The 16,792-nt window shown below is 63.2% G+C and carries 15 protein-coding genes; 9 read left to right on the forward strand and 6 right to left on the reverse strand.

Going from position 1 to position 16,792, the window contains the following annotated elements; genetic code table 11:
• Positions 1 to 4: 4 nt before the first annotated feature.
• From XW59_RS00495 to XW59_RS00505, 3 genes are all read right to left on the reverse strand, one after another.
• Positions 5 to 1,321 carry a TRAP transporter large permease gene (locus XW59_RS00495; RefSeq protein ID WP_047147125.1) on the reverse strand — a complete coding sequence of 439 codons (1,317 nt, stop codon included), beginning with the start codon at positions 1,319 to 1,321 and terminating at the stop codon, positions 5 to 7.
• Positions 1,318 to 1,878: a TRAP transporter small permease gene (locus XW59_RS00500; RefSeq protein WP_047147124.1), complete on the reverse strand. Its 561-nt coding sequence runs from the start codon at positions 1,876 to 1,878 to the stop codon at positions 1,318 to 1,320. Before XW59_RS00500 ends, XW59_RS00495 begins: the two co-directional genes overlap by 4 nt.
• A 75-nt stretch (positions 1,879 to 1,953) precedes the next feature.
• On the reverse strand, positions 1,954 to 3,027 hold the full coding sequence (locus XW59_RS00505; protein ID WP_047147123.1) for a hypothetical protein: 1,074 nt from the start codon (positions 3,025 to 3,027) through the stop codon (positions 1,954 to 1,956).
• Between the two features lie 157 nt (positions 3,028 to 3,184).
• Here XW59_RS00505 and XW59_RS00510 point away from each other — a divergent pair, with 157 nt between their 5' ends.
• The 4 genes from XW59_RS00510 (at position 3,185) to XW59_RS00525 (ending at position 7,390) form a co-directional block, all read left to right on the forward strand.
• Positions 3,185 to 3,892 carry a TetR family transcriptional regulator gene (locus XW59_RS00510; RefSeq protein WP_052958288.1) on the forward strand — a complete coding sequence of 236 codons (708 nt, stop codon included), beginning with the start codon at positions 3,185 to 3,187 and terminating at the stop codon, positions 3,890 to 3,892.
• A 39-nt stretch (positions 3,893 to 3,931) separates the two neighbouring features.
• Positions 3,932 to 4,918, forward strand: a complete 987-nt coding sequence (locus tag XW59_RS00515; RefSeq protein WP_047147122.1) for a fumarylacetoacetate hydrolase family protein — start codon at positions 3,932 to 3,934, stop codon at positions 4,916 to 4,918.
• Between the two features lie 79 nt (positions 4,919 to 4,997).
• Positions 4,998 to 6,494: an AMP-binding protein gene (locus XW59_RS00520; protein ID WP_047147121.1), complete on the forward strand. Its 1,497-nt coding sequence runs from the start codon at positions 4,998 to 5,000 to the stop codon at positions 6,492 to 6,494.
• Positions 6,491 to 7,390: an NAD(P)-dependent oxidoreductase gene (locus tag XW59_RS00525; protein WP_047147120.1), complete on the forward strand. Its 900-nt coding sequence runs from the start codon at positions 6,491 to 6,493 to the stop codon at positions 7,388 to 7,390. Before XW59_RS00520 ends, XW59_RS00525 begins: the two co-directional genes overlap by 4 nt.
• Before the next feature lie 8 nt (positions 7,391 to 7,398).
• Here the strand turns inward: XW59_RS00525 and XW59_RS00530 are convergent, their stop codons facing one another.
• Positions 7,399 to 8,064, reverse strand: coding sequence for a GntR family transcriptional regulator (locus tag XW59_RS00530; RefSeq protein ID WP_047147119.1), 666 nt, complete (start codon positions 8,062 to 8,064; stop codon positions 7,399 to 7,401).
• A 295-nt stretch (positions 8,065 to 8,359) separates the two neighbouring features.
• Here XW59_RS00530 and XW59_RS00535 point away from each other — a divergent pair, with 295 nt between their 5' ends.
• From XW59_RS00535 to XW59_RS00555, 5 genes are all read left to right on the forward strand, one after another.
• Positions 8,360 to 9,574, forward strand: a complete 1,215-nt coding sequence (locus XW59_RS00535) for an aminotransferase class V-fold PLP-dependent enzyme (protein ID WP_047147118.1) — start codon at positions 8,360 to 8,362, stop codon at positions 9,572 to 9,574.
• A gap of 1 nt (position 9,575) precedes the next feature.
• The gene (locus XW59_RS00540; RefSeq protein ID WP_047147117.1) at positions 9,576 to 10,985 is read left to right on the forward strand and encodes an FAD-dependent oxidoreductase; all 1,410 of its coding nucleotides are present in this window, start codon (positions 9,576 to 9,578) and stop codon (positions 10,983 to 10,985) included.
• 49 nt (positions 10,986 to 11,034) lie between these two features.
• A complete protein-coding gene (locus tag XW59_RS00545) occupies positions 11,035 to 12,078 on the forward strand; it encodes an extracellular solute-binding protein (RefSeq protein ID WP_047147116.1) in 1,044 nt (347 codons plus the stop codon).
• Between the two features lie 89 nt (positions 12,079 to 12,167).
• On the forward strand, positions 12,168 to 13,916 hold the full coding sequence (locus tag XW59_RS00550) for an iron ABC transporter permease (RefSeq protein ID WP_136068353.1): 1,749 nt from the start codon (positions 12,168 to 12,170) through the stop codon (positions 13,914 to 13,916).
• Positions 13,916 to 14,986, forward strand: a complete 1,071-nt coding sequence (locus tag XW59_RS00555; RefSeq protein WP_047147115.1) for an ABC transporter ATP-binding protein — start codon at positions 13,916 to 13,918, stop codon at positions 14,984 to 14,986. The genes XW59_RS00550 and XW59_RS00555 overlap by 1 nt, the downstream gene beginning before the upstream one ends.
• Positions 14,987 to 15,066: 80 nt before the next feature.
• Here XW59_RS00555 and XW59_RS00560 read toward each other — a convergent pair whose 3' ends face one another.
• Positions 15,067 to 15,987, reverse strand: coding sequence for a dihydrodipicolinate synthase family protein (locus XW59_RS00560; RefSeq protein WP_246665966.1), 921 nt, complete (start codon positions 15,985 to 15,987; stop codon positions 15,067 to 15,069).
• Complete coding sequence (locus XW59_RS00565; RefSeq protein ID WP_052958286.1) at positions 15,987 to 16,676, reverse strand: GntR family transcriptional regulator; 690 nt, start codon at positions 16,674 to 16,676, stop codon at positions 15,987 to 15,989. Before XW59_RS00565 ends, XW59_RS00560 begins: the two co-directional genes overlap by 1 nt.
• Between the last annotated feature and the right edge of the window lie 116 nt (positions 16,677 to 16,792).

Raw genomic sequence — 16,792 nt, forward strand, 5'->3', positions numbered from 1 at the left:
TGTGTCAGATGAGCGCCGTGGCGAGCCACGGGAAGAGGAAGACGAGGACGAGCACCAGCAGCATCATCCCTGCGAAAGGCGCCGATCCGGCGAAGATGTCGTTGAGCGTCACCTTGCTGTCGGGGCCGAGCGTGGCCTTGACCACGAACACGGCGATGCCGAAAGGCGGGGTCAGAAGACCGATCTCGACCGCGATCACCATGAGCACGCCGAGCCAGATCAGGTCGACCTGCATGCCCATCAGGATCGGGATCGCGATCGGCAGGGTGAGCAGCATGATCGAGGCCGAGTCGAGGATCGTTCCGAGCAGGATGACCACGAGCATCAGCGCGATGATGATGCCGGTCACGCCGAGGCCGGAATCGACCACCCACGAGCCGAGCCAACCGGGCATGCCCGACATCGCCAGCATGCGCGAATAGAGGCTCGCGCCGACAATCAGGAAGCAGATCGAGGACGTCGTATGGCCGGTCTGAACCAGCACCTGCCAGAAGCTCGCCCAGGAGAGCCGCCGCTTGGCGAGCGAGATCAGCAGCGCGCCCAGCGCGCCGGCCGCGCCCGCCTCCGTCGGCGTGAAGAAGCCGCCATAGATGCCGCCGAGCACCAGCGCCACCAGCACCACGATCGGCGCCAGCTTATTGGCCATCTCGGCGATGCCCATCTCGCGCACCGGCTCCGAGGCCGTCGCCGAACCGCTGCCCACGAAGGACGGCCAGAAGCGGCCCATGGCGAGGATGCCGATGCAATAGATCACCGCCAGGAGAATGCCCGGAACGATGCCGGCGATGAACAGCGAGCCGACCGACTGCTCCGTGAGCACGCCGTAGAGGATGAAGAGCAGGCTCGGCGGCAAAAGCATGCCGAGCACCGACGACCCCGCCACGACGCCGACCGAGAAGCGCGGCGTATAGCCGTGGCGCATCATCTCCGGCACCGCGACCTTGGTGAAGACGGCGGCCGAGGCGATGGAGATGCCGGTGATGGCCGCGAACACCGCGTTGGCCGCCACCGTGGCGATGCCGAGCCCGCCCAGCACCTTGCGGAACACCTGCGCCGCCACCTCGAAGGTGTCGCGTCCGATGCCGGCGACCGCGACCAGCAGCCCCATCAGCACGAACAGCGGCACGACGCCGAAGATGTAGTCGCTGATGGCGTCCTTGAACGCCAGCACCAGCATGTTCGAGGCGATGTCGAAATTACCGCGCAGGAGCCATACGCCGCCGAACGACAGCAGGATCAGCGCGATTGCCACATGCAGGCCGGAATAGATCAGCAGCAGCATGACGGCGATGGAGAGAAATGCGATCTCGATGCCGCTCATCGCGCGATCCTCCTTGCGGAACGGACGTCGCCCCAGGCAAGCAGGAAGAACTGGATGGCGGTGGCGGCGATCCCGAGGAAGACGAGGGCGAATAGCGGCCACTGCACGATGGTGAAGAAGCCCGGATTGCCCATGAAATTGCGCTCGGGGTGCTGCCAGGCGGCAGCCACGCTCGGCGCGTACTTCCAGGCCACGAGCAGCAGCAGCATCCCGCCGACGGCGTGGAAGACCGCGAGCAGGATGAAGCGGGCGCGCGGTGCCCGCCGTTCCAGCACGTTCAGCAGCACGTCCGACCGCGTCATCGATCCCGAGCGCAGCGTGTGCGCCAATTGCAGAAAGACGATGCCGACGATGGAAAAGGCAACAAGCTCCGGCACGCCGGCGATCGGGCGGTGCAGGAAACTGCGGCCGAAAATATCGGCGTTGATGAGCACCATCAGGCCGATGATCCACAGCGTGCCGACCGCGTTCATGGCGCCGATGACGCGCGCGAACGGGCCGCTGGGCATATGAGGGGGCGGCGCGTCGCCGCGCGGAATTGCAGCTTCTTCAGCCATGGGGGCCTCCGGTCAGGACGGGTGTCGATGCGGCGCGTCCGCGCGGTGCGGCGCGGACGCCGTGCGGCTGGCGGATCACTCCGCCAGATAATCACGCTCGAAGGTGAAGCCGGTGGCGGCAAGGTTGTCGCGATAGGCCTCGAGCAGTGCCCTGCCCGGCTCGCCCCTCGCCTCCGCGGCCGCGATCCATGCCGCTGAGGGACTCGGCAGCGCCTTGATCCAGTTCGCGCGCTCGGCCGGGTCGAAATCGACGATCGTGCCGCCATTGTCGATCAGCGATTTGCGCGCCGCCTCGTAATTGGCTTCCTGCTCGTCGAAATAGGCGTTGGTGTAGGCCGTCGCAGCCGCGCGGAAGGCCGCCTTCGTCTCGTCGGAGAAGGTGTCCCACATCATCTTGGACACGCCCAGCCCGCCGATATACATCGCGCCGAAGTTCACGTCGTTCCAGTTGGGCGCGACCTCGTGCAGCGTCGCCGGCACGTTGGCGGTGATCCAGCCGATATTGCCTTCGTAAACGCCGGTCTTGATGTCGTTGTAGAAGGTGACGTAGCTGCCCTGCACGCCCACCGCGCCGGTGCCCGCCAGCCAGGCGAGGTTGGGACCCGCGCCGCCCAGCTTGACGCCGTCCATGTCGGCGATCGTCTTCAGCGGCTTGATCGAGGCGATGTTGTAGTCGTCGATGGCGATGCCGCCGCCGATATAGACCACGCCGGTCGCTTCCTCGAGCTGCGCGAGCGCGCCTTCCGTGTCGACCAGCGCCTTTTCGACCGCCGCGGTCACGCCGCGCGCATCAGCCGGGCCGAACGGCATGGCGTAGGTGAGGTTCAGCAGCCCCATCGTCGCCGGGTTGAAGACGCCGCTCATCTGGCCGACGTCGATGATGCCGCTCTGGAATGCCTCGGTTTCGGAGCCGAGCTTGACGATCGTGCCGCCATAGCCTTGCGTCCATTCGATCTTCACATTGCCGGTCTTCGCCAGCTCGGCATCCACCGCCGGGATGAACGTTTCCCGAAGGTGCTTCACCCACAGGAACACCTCCGGATGTCCCGTCGCTGCGGTGAGCCTGATGGTTTCCTGCGCCGATACCGGGCCGGCGGCGCAGCCCAACACGATGGCGGCCAGGCCGCCCCAGATAGCCTTGCGATACATGATTTCCTCCCTGGTCAGCCCCGTGACAACTCCTCGCCCGGAACCGATGGAAAGGAACGCTAGCGATATTTGAACAAGTTGACAAGAGTTTTGATATGTCGTTCAATTCGAGCATCCGAGGGCCGCTCATCTGCCGCCCCGACAGATGGCAACGGGCATGAGTAGATCGAAAAAAAGCCAGCAGGATCAGAAGATTATCACGGTCGAGCCGACGCAGCGGAATGCCGCCCATACGCGGGCCCGCATCCTCGGCGCGGCCGAGACCGAGTTTGCCGACCACGGCTTCGACGGCGTCTCCGTGCGCCAGATCGCGCTGCGCGCCGATGTTCCCGTCGCACTCATCAACTACCATTTCGGCAGCAAGGAAGGGCTCTACCGCGCCATCTTCGAGATGCGCGCGCCGATGATCGTCGACCAGCGTGTCGCCGGCCTGCGGCTCGCCGAGATGGAGCCCGAGCGTGAGCGCAAGGTGGAGATGATCGTCAAGGCCGTGCTCGTGCCGAACCTGCACATGCGCAGCACGGAGAAGAGCTCCAACTATGCGCGCATCCTGGCGCGCGAGGTTTCCGATCCGAAGTCGCTCGAGCGCAAGGTCATCGAGGAATATCTCGACCCCATCGCCTACAAGGTCATGGACGCGTTGCAGCGGGCGATGCCCGACCGTTCGATCGAGGAGATCAACTGGGGCTACCAGGCGATGCTGGGCGTCATGGTCTACACCATGGCCGACATGGGACGCATCAGCCGCCTGTCCGGCGGGCGTTGCGATCCCGAGGACGAAATCGCGACGGCGAACCATCTGGTCGCGATCATGAAGGCCGCGCTGCTGCACGCCCGCGTGCCCACCCCAATCCAGGACGAATGACTGGCGCCTGAGGCCGGAACGCTTAACGGGAGGAGACCGATGAAGCTCGTAACTTATGACAGACAGGGAACCCAGCGCGCCGGCGCGCTGGTGGATGGCGACCGCAAGATCGTCGACCTCGATGCCGCCCATCAGGAGGCTTTCGGCGAGAGCCATTCGGCCTTCGCATCGGTGCAGGCGATGATCGACGGAGGCGACGCGGCGCTCGACCGTGCCTACGAGACCGTGAAGAAGGGCGACAAGCAGGCGTTTTCGAGGGAGGGCATCCGCCTTCTCGCGCCCGTGCCGGTGCCGATTCAGATGCGGGACTGCCTCTGCTTCGAAACGCATCTGAAGCAGTCCTTCAACGCCGTGCGGCGCATCCGCGCCGACGCCACGCCGGATCCCGAGGCCGCGATGAAGGAGTTCGAGGAAAAGGGCGTCTTCGCGATCCCGAAGACCTTCTACGAGCAGCCGATCTACTACAAGGCGAACCGCTTCTCGGTCATCGGAACCGACCAGGACGTGCTTTGGCCGAGCTATTCCAAGCTGATGGATTTCGAACTGGAATTCGGCTTCTACGTGCGCAGGAAGGGTGTCGACATCGCCCGCGACAAGGCGCGCGACTACATCTACGGCTACACGATCTTCAACGACTTTTCCGCTCGGGACGCGCAGACGCAGGAGATGGGCGGCCAGCTCGGCCCCGCCAAGGGAAAGGACTTCGATTACGGCAATGCGATGGGGCCGTGCCTCGTCACCGCCGACGAGATGAAGGACCCGTACAACCTCACCATGGTCTGCCGCGTGAACGGCGAGGAATGGGGCCGCGGCAGCACGGGCACGATGCACTGGAAATTCGAGGATCTGCTTTCCCATGTCTCGCAGTCCGAGACGATCTATCCGGGCGAGTTCTTCGGCTCGGGGACGGTCGGCAATGGCTGCGGTCTGGAACGCATGAAGTTCCTGAAGCACGGCGACGTCGTCGAGCTCGAGGTCGAAGGCATCGGCATACTGCGAAACCGGGTGCTGACCAGAAGCCATTGAACCGAGAAGACGCTTGTGAGGGAAACGACATGGTCGCGACAAGACGCGGCCATCGAACTCCCGCGCGGGGATACCGAATATGAACGTCCATTCCATGCTCACCGACGCGATCCGCCGGCGCGGCGACGAAACCGCGATCCGCTGGGGCGGGCAGCACCTGACCTATCGCGACTTCGACGGCACATGCGCCGCGCTCGGCGACTGGTTCGCGGCCAGGGGCTGCAAGCGCGGCGACCGCGTGCTCATCTTCCTGCGCAACGGGTTCGAGTTTCCGGCGCTCCTGCTGGCGCCGATGCGCGCCGGACTGGTGGTCGTACCGACCAACGCCAAGCTGCATCCGCGAGAGGTCGCCTGGATCGCGGGCGATGCCGAGCCGCGCCTGATCTTCACCCATGCCGAGCATGTCGAGGAACTGAAGGCGGGCCTGCCCGAAGGGCTTTCCCTCGAGATAATCGCGATCGAAGATTTCGCCCTGCCGACGCCGCTCGAAACGCCTGGCCCTTCCGCCGAGGTCGACCCCGACGAGCCGGCGTGGATTTTCTACACGTCCGGCACGACCGGCAAGCCGAAGGGTGCGACGCTGAGCCACCGCAACCTCATCGCCGCGACGGTGAACTGCCTCGCCGACGTGTTCCCTTTCCACGAGACCGACCGCTTGCTCCACGTCGCCCCTTTGTCCCACGGCAGCGGGCTTTACATGCTGCCCGCGCTCGCGCGCGGCGCCGAGAACGTCATCCACGAGCGGACCGGTTTCCGCCCCGACGAGGTCTTCGACACCGTCGCCCGCCTGTCGATCTCCGTGATCCCCTTCGTCGCGCCGACGATGATCGTGCGATTCCTCGAAACCGCGCCGCGCGCCGACATCGGCAGCCTGCGCGGCATCGTCTATGGCGGCGCGTCGATCCATCTGGAGCACATTCGCGCGGCGGTCGCGCGCTTCGGCCCGATCTTCCACCAGCTCTACGGCCAGGGCGAGGCGCCGATGACGATCTCCTATCTGCCGGGGGCCGACCATCTCGATGCCGACGACGAGACGCTGGTCTCGGCCGGTTACGTCCGCTCGGGGATCGAGGTTCGCCTCGTCGACGAGGACGGCCGCGACGTGGCGAATGGCGAGGACGGCGAAATCTGCGTGCGCGGCGACGTCGTCATGAAGGGCTATTGGCGCAATCCGGAAGCCACCGCGAAGGCGCTCAAGGATGGCTGGCTGCACACCGGCGACATCGGCCATTTCGACGGCGGCGGCCGCCTGCGCGTGCTGGACCGGCGCCACGACACGATCATCTCGGGCGGCACCAACATCTATCCGAAGGAAGTGGAGGACGTGGTAGCGGCACACGGGGCCGTGCGCGAGGTCATCGCGTTCGGCCTGCCCGACGCCGAGTGGGGCGAAAGCGTCGCCGTGGCGCTGGTCAGCGACGATCCGGCGCTCGATGCCGACGCCGTGCTTGCCTTCTGCAAGGACAACCTGGCGAGCTTCAAGAAGCCGAAACACATTTTCTTCGTGCCCGAACTGCCGAAGAACGCCTACGGCAAGGTCCTGCGACGTGAACTGAAGGAGCGCTTCACGCCATGACGCCACGCGTCGCGGTCATCGGGTTGGGAGCAATGGGGGCGCCGATCGCGCACCGCCTGCGCGAAGCAGGCCTGCTGGCGGCGGTCTGGAACCGCGACCCGGCGAAGTCGGCGGCGTTCGCGCGGCACGGCGTCAAGGTCGCCGCCGTGCCGGCGCAAGCCGCGGGTCACGCCGACATCGCGCTCTCCGTGCTTTTCGACGATGCCGCCGTGGAAGCCGTCACCCTCGCAGATGACGGGATCGCGGCCGGCCTGCGCGCCGGCGCCATCCACCTTTCCTGCTCGACGATCTCGCCGGGGCTCGCCGACCGGCTCGAAACGGCTCACGAGGCGCGCGGCCAACATCTTGCCAGCGCGCCGCTGCTGGGCAGCGCCGCCATGGCGGCCGACGGCACGCTCTACCTCGCCGTCTCCGGCACTGCCGCCGCCGTCGCGCCGCTGGAACCGGTCCTTGCCGCGATGGCGCAAAAGACGATGACGGTCGGCGCGCGCCCGAGAGACGCGGTCGTCACCAAGCTTGCCAACAACTTCCTGATCTTCGCGCTGACACAGGCGATCGCCGAAGCTCAGGCGCTGGCGGAAAAATCCGGCCTGTCGCGCGAGGCGCTGATGGAGATGCTGTGGGAGACCGATTTCGCCCGCCGCGTTTTCAAGGTCTACGGCGGCAGGGTGCTCGAGCGGAATTTCCTTCCCGCGACCGCGCCGGCAAGGCTCGCCGTCAAGGACATCGAGCTGGCCCTGGCAGCGGCGGCCGAGACGGGCGCGGTGCTGCCGACCGCGGAACTCGGCCGCGACAGGCTGCGGCAGGTGGTGCGGTCGGGCTGGGGCGAGCTCGAATTCGCCGCGCTGTCGCTGCTGGTCGATCGCGAAAGCGGCCTGGCGGTCGATGACCTTTGACTAGGCTGCTACTTCAAAGCTGACCGTATCGACCGCATCTTATGCGACAAATGTTCACGCAACAGTTCGCCCAGACCCTTTGCGTCTCTGGCCGCCAGCGCCTCCGCAATCTTTTCGTGTTCCTCGGTTGCTTCCTTCCAACGGCTTTCCGAGAGATTGGCCTGATACCGCGCACGGTAGATCCGGCGTGCGAACGTCGCATGGTTGCGCAGCAAAGCCGGATTTCCCGCCGCCTGGATGATGGCCGCATGAATGCTTTGGTTGATCTGGAAATAGGTCGGCCGGTCACGCGCCTCGAAAGCTTCGCGCAGCCGATCCGTTAGCCGGCTTATGTTGCGAATGTCCGCGTCACTGGCATGTTGCGCGGCCAATTCGCCGGCAAGACCCTCCAACGCGCCGACGATAGGCAGAATCTCTTCGATTTCGTCCAGGCTCTGGGGAGCCACAACCGCGCCGCGATTCGGCACAAGCACCACGAACCCCTCGTGCGCCAGAACCTTGATCGCCTCGCGAAGAGGCGTTCGGGAAACCCCGAACCGCTCGGTAAGGTATCGTTCCGGGACCTTATGGCCTTCCTTGAGCTCCCCCTCCATGATCAGCTCTCGGACGCGATCCGTCAGTTCCACCGAGAGGGCTGGGCGAGCGAGCTTTCCCGTCGTGTCGGCAAAGGTCATGACCGTTCTTGTCCAATGAACCCGGCTGGTTGCGCGTCAATGAAAGCGCGCGGCACGAAAGCGCATCTCAGGGACCGCATCCCTTCGTTCCGATGGAAATCACCACAACCGTATGGCGCCATAAGCCATCGGAGGCAAGCCTTTGATCGCATCAGCACACCCACGCAAATTTGCTCCTTGACTGAATTATGAATTCATTATTCATTTATAGCCGAACTCTCGTCTCCTGAAAAGAGACGCCTATCAGGCCGCCGCTCGAAAATGAGCGCGGCATAAATCGAGGGGTCGTGACTTCATGAATTACAATGCCGGGCGCCATTTCCTTCAAATACCCGGTCCGACAAATGTGCCGGATCGCGTGCTGCGCGCCATGGATCGACCGACGATCGATCATCGTGGCCCGGATTTCCAGGCGCTTGGTCAGCGGATCTTCTCGAAAATCGGCCGGGTGTTCGGCACCAAGCAGCCGGTGATCATCTTTCCGGCATCCGGTACCGGCGCCTGGGAAGCGGCATTGGTAAACACCCTGTCCCCGAACGACCGCGTATTGATGTTCGAGACGGGGCACTTCGCTTCACTTTGGAAGCGTCTGGCCGAACGACTGGGCCTGCATCCGGAATATATCGCGGGAGATTGGCGCCACGGGGCCGATCCGGCCGCGATCGGCCATCGTCTCCGCGCGGACGAGGCCCACGAGATCAAGGCGGTATGCGTCGTCCACAACGAAACGTCGACGGGCTGCGTGTCGCCGATAGCCGCCATCCGCGAGGCCATCGATCAGGCAGGCCATCCAGCCCTTTTGCTCGTCGACACGATTTCCTCCCTCGGTTCGATGGAATACAGGCACGATGACTGGGGCGTGGATGTCACGGTGGCCGGTTCGCAGAAAGGACTGATGCTGCCGCCCGGCCTTTCCTTCAATGCGGTGTCTCAAAAGGCATTGGAAGCGTCCAAGTCGGCGCGTTTGACGAAATCCTACTGGGCCTGGGATGAAATGATGGGGCCGAATCTTCAGGGTTTCTTCCCCTACACGCCCGCGACGAATCTCCTGTACGGCCTGGACGTCGCGCTGGACATGCTGGAGGACGAATCGCTTGACCGGGTATTTTCGCGACACGACAGACATGCCGCCGCAACCCGCGCCGCGGTGGAGGCATGGGGGCTAACCGTCCTCTGCGCCGATCCAGCATCCTACTCATCTTCGCTGACCGCGGTGACGATGCCCGCCGACTGCAGCGCCGATGCATTTCGCGGCATCGTTCTCGATCATTTCAACATGTCGCTCGGCGCGGGTCTCGGCAGGCTCGCCGACAGGATTTTTCGTATTGGGCATCTCGGGGACTTCAACGATCTGACGTTGCTCGGGACGCTGTCCGGAATCGAGATGGGGCTGGGAATTGCCGGCGTTCCGCACAGCACCGGTGGCGTCCAGGCCGCCATGAACAGTCTAGGCGCGCAGTTCGATGCATCGAATGCGCGCCGTGCAGCCAGAGCGGGAGCATTTCGATAACATGAGTGGTCATACCTACCAATTGGTCCGCGATATCGTCATAGATGACAGCTATGACGTGTTTGTTGCAGGTGGGGGACCTGCGGGAACCGCCGCGGCAATCAGCGCCGCGAGGCTCGGAGCCAAGGTGCTTCTGGCAGAGGCGACGGGTTGCCTTGGCGGCATGGGCACATCGGCGCTCGTCACGACTTTCGGGCCGATGGGAGACGGTGAACGAACTCTCGTCGGCGGCTTCGCCCGGGAGCTCGTGGAGACGATGCACCAGAGAGGCTTCCTGGGCCCCGGCGTCACGCCCGACTTCTGGCACTCACACTATAATCGCTGGATTCCCTTTCACCCCGAGGGCCTGAAGCGCGTACTGGACGAAAAGTCCGTCGAAGCGGGAGTCGATGTCCGCTTCTTCACCCGCGTGATCGATGCCGAAGTCGAGGGGCGCAAAATCATCGGCGCCGTCACCAGCAGCGTCGACGGATATCGCTTCATCAAGGCGAAGGCTTTCGTCGACGCAACCGGAGACGCCGCGCTGGCGGCATTGTGCGGGGCGGAGTGCAAGGTTGCGGGAATCGACTGGCCGGATACGGCGCCCTCGACGCTGTGCTCGCTCTATGGCGGTATAAACTGGAACGATCCCGCCTACGGCAACGACTACAGCGGCATCGACGAAGTCAAGAAAAGGACGCGCAGCGAGCTCCTTCACCAGGCCATAGACGACGGGCATTTCTCACAGGCCGATCGCTTCATGCCCGGCATGAACAAGCTCGGCGACACGATCGCCAACGTCAATGCCGGCCACGTCTTCGGCCTGAACGGCCTGGACAGCAAGAGCCTGTCGAACGGCATGATGGAAGGGCGACGGACGGCCGTGGAATACACGGAGTTCTTCCGCAAATATGTTCCGGGGTGCGAAAATATCGAGCATGTCGCCACCGCACCCGTCATGGGGGTCCGCGACACGAGACGCATAGTCGGAGAGTTTCTTCTCACGATCGAAGACTACACCGCCCGTCGGCAGTTTCCCGATCAGATCTGCGTGTACAACCGTCCGCCGGACAATCATCCCACCAACACCTCGGTCGAGGAATACGAGCGTTTCAAGCGGGATTTCGATGGCGACCTGAAACTGGCGCGCGGCAGCTCGGTCGGCATTCCCTACAGCATACTTGTCCCAAGAGGCTGGGAGAATCTCTGGGCCGCGGGACGCTGCCATTCCAGCGGCCATCAGGTTCATGGATCCATTCGCGCGCAATCCGCCGCCTATATGATGGGGCAGGCCGCCGGCACCGCGGCCAAGCAGCATATCGATACCGGCCAGCCCGGCTGCGACCTCGACACGGAGCGACTTGTCGCCGCCCTGCGGGCGGCCGGTTGCTATCTGCCACAGGAGACCCTGAGCAAAACCATGACACGGTAACGGGATCCGATTCCGTTGCCACAACACGCTATACCGGGAGGAGAAAAACATGATTGGCAGACTCACGCTGGCGGCGTTCATTTCCGCTGCATTCATTTCTCACACGAGCGCCGAGACCAACTATACCCCCAACGAACAGGCCTTGTACGAGGCGGCCAAATCCGAAGGGTCCGTGACTTGGTATGTCTCGCAGTACAACACCGAAAACGCCGACACCATATGTTCGCTCTTTAGCGAGCGATATCCGGGCGTCGCATGCAATCCGGTGCGCTCAACCGGGCAGGTCGCGTTTCAACGCATCCAGCAAGAGCTGCAAGCTGGAGCACTTCAGGCGGATGTCTTTTCCACCAACGAAGACAGCCAGGTCCTGCAACTGAAAGGCGCCGGTCAGCTGCTAAAATACGTTCCCGAAAATCTGCAGCACGTCGTGCCGCGCATCCGCGAAATGGGAGATCCCGACGGGTACTGGGTAGCTTCGGGGGTGTCTCCGGTCGTCATTCTCTACAACACGAAGCTGGTGCCGGAAGAAGAGGCTCCAAGGAACTGGACCGATCTGTACGATCCGAAATGGAAAAGTCAGGTCGCAATCGGTCACCCAAGCTTTTCCGGCGCCGTCGGAGTCTGGGCCACGGCGATCAATGATCTATACGGCTGGGAGTTCTTCGAGAAGCTTGAACAAAACCAACCGCATATCTCCCGGTCGATTCTCGATGCCCAGAATCTGGTCGGTACCGGAGAGCGAAAGATCTCGATAGCCTCACTGTCGGTTGCTTTGCAGGACATGCACCTGTCAGGTGCTCCGACCGCGATGGTCGCGCCTACCGACGGCATGGTCATGCCTGTTTCGGTAACCTCGGTGCTGGATGCCGCTCAGCGGCCCAACGCGGGCAAGCTTCTCCAAGAATTCCTGCTCAGCGTCGAGGTTTCCGAGTATCTCGCCAGCATCTACCGCTATCCATTGCGGCCGGAAGTTGAGGTGCCCAAGGGGAGCATCTCCCTGGACGAACCGAACCTGATCTTCATTCCGGCGCAGGAGGCGCTGGACAAGTCGATGGAGATTCAGGGGAATTTCAGAGACACCTTCGGCATCTGATTTGCCCCTCCGAATGTGAAGCGGCCGGCTGAACGGCTGGCTGCCTCACCTTCGCGCGTCCTACCGCACACGCTTCAACAGGTGAAACAATGACCTCAGCATCGCGCACAACGGAGGGTTCGAGTATTGCTCACGCTCGCTGGGGCAGCTCGGTTCCATGGGCGAGCCGACTGCAACCGCAAAACCTGCTCTGGCTCCTTTTGGCGGCGATACTCGTCGTGCTGATCCTTGCGCCCATGTCGACGCTCGTCATCGCAAGCTTCACCGACGCGCAGACGGGCAACTGGACGCTGTCCAACTATGCCGAAGCGTATGGTCGGGCGCGGCACGTCACGGCGCTGACAAATACGCTCAAGATGGGTGCCGCGGTGGTGGCGCTTAAACTGCTGTTCGGGGTTCCGCTTGCGTGGGCATGTACACGGACCGACATGCCGGGCAAAAATCTCGTGCGCTACGGCGTGTTCGGCGCCTTCATCATGCCTCCATATCTCGGCGGTGTTGGCTGGATACTGCTTGCCGGTCCCAACACCGGATGGATCAATCGCGCATGGTTCTGGTTGACCGGAGCAACGGAGCCCCTCGTCAACGTGTTCACCTTCTGGGGCCTCGTGCTGGTGACTGCAATCGGCGGATTCTTCCTCGTTTTCGTTTTTGTCTCGTCCGCTTTCGAGATGATCAACTCGGAGATGGAGGATGCGGCGAACATATTGGGAGCCGGGCCAGTCAAGACCGCGCTCAAGATTACCTTTCCCCTGGTGCTGCCCGCGATTCTGGGAAGCGCCCTGCTGTCTTTTCTGGGTGCCATCGCGCTCTACGGCGTGCCGGCTCTGATCGCCATCCCCGCGCGCTTTCCGGTGGTGGTGATTCAGCTCTCGGAATTCTTCAGCTTCCCCCTCCGGGTGGAAGTGGCGGCCGCCTACTCGGTCCCGCTTCTGTTGATCACCGTCGGCCTTCTCGGACTGCAGCGGCTTATTCTGCGGCGCAAGGGATACACGTCATTGACGGGAAAGGGCGGCGAGCGGCGACTGGTCAAGCTCGGGCGGTGGCGGTGGGCCATGTTCGCATATTGTTTCGCCGTGGTTGCCCTGGCGGTGCTGCTGCCTTTCGTCGTGCTCTTGCTTGCCGCATTCAACCGGTCCTGGACGGCAGGGTTCTCGATCGACAATTTTACGCTGCGCAACTTCCATTATGCCCTGTTCGAACATTCGAGCTCGCAGCATGCGCTCGTAGCGAGCGTTGGCATCGGGATCGCGGCGGCGACGCTCGCCATCCTGCTGGCGCTCTGCATAGCCTATATCGTGCAACGCCGCGTGCTGCCTTTTGGTCAAGTCCTCGCGTTTCTGGCGGTATCTCCTTACGTGATACCCGGGATCGTGCTGGCGATCGGCTTCTATGCGGCCTACGCCCTGCCGCCCCTGGCTCTCTACGGCACCTACACGATACTGGTGCTCGCGGTGGCGACCCGTTTCCTGCCTATCGCATTCACGACCGCGGTGGCGGGCATGCGCAGCATTCATCCGGAAATGGAGGATGCGGTGCGTATCCTCGGCGGCGGCAGGCTGAGCGTTATCCGCAGCGTCGTCGGGCCGCTGCTCAAACGAACATTGGCAGGCGGCTGGTTGCTGATCTTCGTGCTCGCCGCACAGGAACTTTCCACCGCGATCTTTCTCGTTGGCCCGAACACTCGTGTTGTTTCGGTGGTTCTGCTGGACCTCAGCGAGGAGGGCAGAATGGAAGTGTTGGCCGCCCTGGGCACCTTGCTGCTCCTCATGATCGTCGCCGTAGTGGCAATCGGAGTGAGGTATCTCGGGCGCGACTTTATGTTGAGGAGAAGCTAATGGACGGATTGGTCCTCAGAAATCTCGGTCGTCGGTTCGGCGCCTTCGACGCGGTCGCCGATCTCAACCTGCATATCAAGCCCGGGGAGTTCGTTTCGCTGCTCGGACCTTCCGGCTGCGGAAAGACGACGACGTTGCGGATGATAGCGGGGTTCATCGATCCGACGGCCGGTGCCATCGAATTGAACGGCAAGCTGCTGTCAGCGCCAGACGGGTCTGTCCCGCCTGAGAAGCGTGGCATGTCCATGATCTTCCAGAGCTATGCCATCTGGCCGAACATGACGGTTGCCCAAAACGTCTCCTTCGGGCTGAAGCTCCGCAAGCTGCCTCGGGAGGAGGTAAGGCGGCGAACCGGCGAGATTCTCGAAGTCGTGCGCATGAGCCATCTGGCGGACCGGTATCCTTCCGAATTGTCGGGCGGCCAACAGCAGCGCATCGCGCTGGCGCGAGCGATCGTTGTTCGACCGGCACTTCTGTTGCTCGACGAACCCCTTTCCAACCTGGATGCCAATCTTCGCGAAGAGATGCGTTTCGAGATCAAGCGCATGCATGACGAGTTCAAAATTACCTCGGTCTACGTGACGCATGACCAGTCGGAGGCCATGGTGACCTCGGATCGTATCGCGGTGATGAACAAGGGACTGCTTGAGCAAATCGATACTCCGTACGCGCTATACACACGCCCCCGGACACGTTTCGTCGCCAGTTTCATCGGCCGTACGAACTTCATAGCTGGTCATCGGAGCGGTGATCTGATCGACTTCACCGGGTTCAGCGTGCCAATGGCGGCGATTAACGGCCCCGTCGCATCGAGCGGAGAACTCACGGCATCGATTCGCCCGGAGGCCATGCGCCTGACGACGGAGCCATCGTCCGATGAAAATGCGATCAAGCTCGAGGGCACGATCACGCGGTCGGCTTTCCTGGGAGAGGCTTGGGACTATGTGTTCCGTTCACGCAACTCCGACGTCGAATTCAAGGTAGCGGCTCCGCCGTCCGAAAAATTCGAGGTCGGCGGCTCGGCGTGGCTGCAAATCGATCCTCGTCAAGTGGTTCCGATAACCGATTGACACCCGGTCGTTTGACGAACGGTGAGACGCGGCACGGTTCGGCCGACTGGTTCTTGACCGGCGGCCAAGCCGCTACCCGCTCATGCAACCTGAGCGGCGATGATCGACCGCAAGACGGTGCGCTCGCCTTCGGAGAGATGCGGCACGCCGGGCAAGCGCACGGCGCCGACCTCGGTGCCCATGATCGTCAAGGCCTCCTTCACGACGGTCACGTTCGAGCCGTTGCGATAATGGGTTCGTAGTTCCTCGAACCGGGAGAAGCCGTTGATGAGCTTGCGCGCGGCGGCGAAATCGCCCGCGGCAAGCGCGGCATGCACCTTGAGCGATATCTCGGGGAAGACATTGACGAACCCGGAAGTGAACCCCTCCGCCCCGACGGCGTAGAACGCCGGCGCCCACGCCTCGGCGAGACCGCAAACCCAGATGGCGGGCAGGTCCTCGGTGGAGCGGATCACCTCGGCCAGCAACATCAGATTGGTCGAGGCGAACTTGATCCCGGCGATGTTCCCATGGGACGCCAGCCGTCGGAAATCATCCACCGAAAACGTGTCGGTCCTGACATAGGCGATCACCGGCACGGTCGACGCGTCGGCCAGGGCGAGGAAGTAGTCGGCCTGCGCGGCCGGCCCCGCAAAGGGATCCATCGGATGATGCCCCATGATGGCTCCCGCCCCGGCGGCGATCGCATCGCGGGCCAGCGCTTTCGCTTCGATGAGCGAACGGCCCACTGCCGCGCTGACGAGGCATTTTCCGTTCGCGGCCTCCGCCGTCACCGCGTGAACCCTGCGGATTTCCTCGATGGAGAGGGAGAAGAACTCGCCGGTATTGCCCGCCGCCATGAGGTTGTGGATACCCGCATCGGCCAGCCGGACGATCACGCCGGCCAACAGGGTTTCGTCGATCTGCCCGTTCGCGTCGTAGGGCGTTACCGGAACCCCCGAGATTCCCTTGAGAGCCGTGCGTACAAAAACCATCCGGTCAGTCACTTCGGTAGTCCTCATCATTTCCTGAAAACGAGATTGAGATAGCTTTCGCCGGCGCGCAGGACGTGCTCGCGCATTTCGGTTTCGGCGGAAACCGCGTCGCGGGCGATGATCGCCTCGCCGATCGCGACGTGCTCGGCAAGCGCACGCTGACGCTCTTCGGGGTTCATGTGAATCACGCGGCGGGCGCCCGAATCGTAGACCTGCTGCCGATCCGTCAACTGGCCCAGATACCGGGTGCGGGCAAGAACATGGATGCGGTCGTGAAAGGCCTCGTTGAGCACGATGAGCTCCTCGGGCCCTCCCGCCTCGGTCGCGCGGCGCATATCGTCCAGAATGGCGCGCAGACCGGCCCGTTCCTCATCGGCGATCCGCTGCGCCGCGAGCCGGGCGATGGTCGATTCCAGGGACGCACGGGCGAGAATCATCTCCTCGGCCCACGCATAGTCGAACCTGACGATCACGCCGCTGCGCGGCTTGGTCTCCACAAGGCCGTCGGCCTCCAGCTGGCGAAGCGCCTCCTTTACCGGGGTGGTGCTCACGCCGAGTTGCTCCGCCAGCCTGCGCTCGTTGATGCGGGATCCGGCCTGGAATTTGCCTGACAGGATCGCCTGCCGCAGTGCGCGATGCACATGCTCCCGCAGGCTGGCGACGGCAAGAGGACCAAGAGGCTCGACCTCGGCGGCCTGGTCAACGGCCGTTTCCATCATTCGCGATTCTCCGGTTGACGGGTCATTCATCCTGTGAGATTTGATATACCAGATCTGAAACGGTGTCGACTAAAAAAGGGGGCGCCGCGAAGGACGAGATCGGGAGGAAAGTG

The organism is Aquamicrobium sp. LC103, from assembly GCF_001014615.2.
Classification (GTDB): domain Bacteria; phylum Pseudomonadota; class Alphaproteobacteria; order Rhizobiales; family Rhizobiaceae; genus LBCQ02.

What these genes read in the sequence shown, in the direction of transcription:
- XW59_RS00495 (WP_047147125.1), bottom strand. Translation starts at nt 1,321, where the DNA reads ATGAGCGGCATCGAGATCGCATTTCTCTCCATCGCCGTCATGCTGCTG.
- XW59_RS00500 (WP_047147124.1), bottom strand. Translation starts at nt 1,878, where the DNA reads ATGGCTGAAGAAGCTGCAATTCCGCGCGGCGACGCGCCGCCCCCTCAT.
- XW59_RS00505 (WP_047147123.1), bottom strand. Translation starts at nt 3,027, where the DNA reads ATGTATCGCAAGGCTATCTGGGGCGGCCTGGCCGCCATCGTGTTGGGC.
- XW59_RS00510 (WP_052958288.1), top strand. Translation starts at nt 3,185, where the DNA reads ATGAGTAGATCGAAAAAAAGCCAGCAGGATCAGAAGATTATCACGGTC.
- XW59_RS00515 (WP_047147122.1), top strand. Translation starts at nt 3,932, where the DNA reads ATGAAGCTCGTAACTTATGACAGACAGGGAACCCAGCGCGCCGGCGCG.
- XW59_RS00520 (WP_047147121.1), top strand. Translation starts at nt 4,998, where the DNA reads ATGAACGTCCATTCCATGCTCACCGACGCGATCCGCCGGCGCGGCGAC.
- XW59_RS00525 (WP_047147120.1), top strand. Translation starts at nt 6,491, where the DNA reads ATGACGCCACGCGTCGCGGTCATCGGGTTGGGAGCAATGGGGGCGCCG.
- XW59_RS00530 (WP_047147119.1), bottom strand. Translation starts at nt 8,064, where the DNA reads ATGACCTTTGCCGACACGACGGGAAAGCTCGCTCGCCCAGCCCTCTCG.
- XW59_RS00535 (WP_047147118.1), top strand. Translation starts at nt 8,360, where the DNA reads ATGAATTACAATGCCGGGCGCCATTTCCTTCAAATACCCGGTCCGACA.
- XW59_RS00540 (WP_047147117.1), top strand. Translation starts at nt 9,576, where the DNA reads ATGAGTGGTCATACCTACCAATTGGTCCGCGATATCGTCATAGATGAC.
- XW59_RS00545 (WP_047147116.1), top strand. Translation starts at nt 11,035, where the DNA reads ATGATTGGCAGACTCACGCTGGCGGCGTTCATTTCCGCTGCATTCATT.
- XW59_RS00550 (WP_136068353.1), top strand. Translation starts at nt 12,168, where the DNA reads ATGACCTCAGCATCGCGCACAACGGAGGGTTCGAGTATTGCTCACGCT.
- XW59_RS00555 (WP_047147115.1), top strand. Translation starts at nt 13,916, where the DNA reads ATGGACGGATTGGTCCTCAGAAATCTCGGTCGTCGGTTCGGCGCCTTC.
- XW59_RS00560 (WP_246665966.1), bottom strand. Translation starts at nt 15,987, where the DNA reads ATGAGGACTACCGAAGTGACTGACCGGATGGTTTTTGTACGCACGGCT.
- XW59_RS00565 (WP_052958286.1), bottom strand. Translation starts at nt 16,676, where the DNA reads ATGGAAACGGCCGTTGACCAGGCCGCCGAGGTCGAGCCTCTTGGTCCT.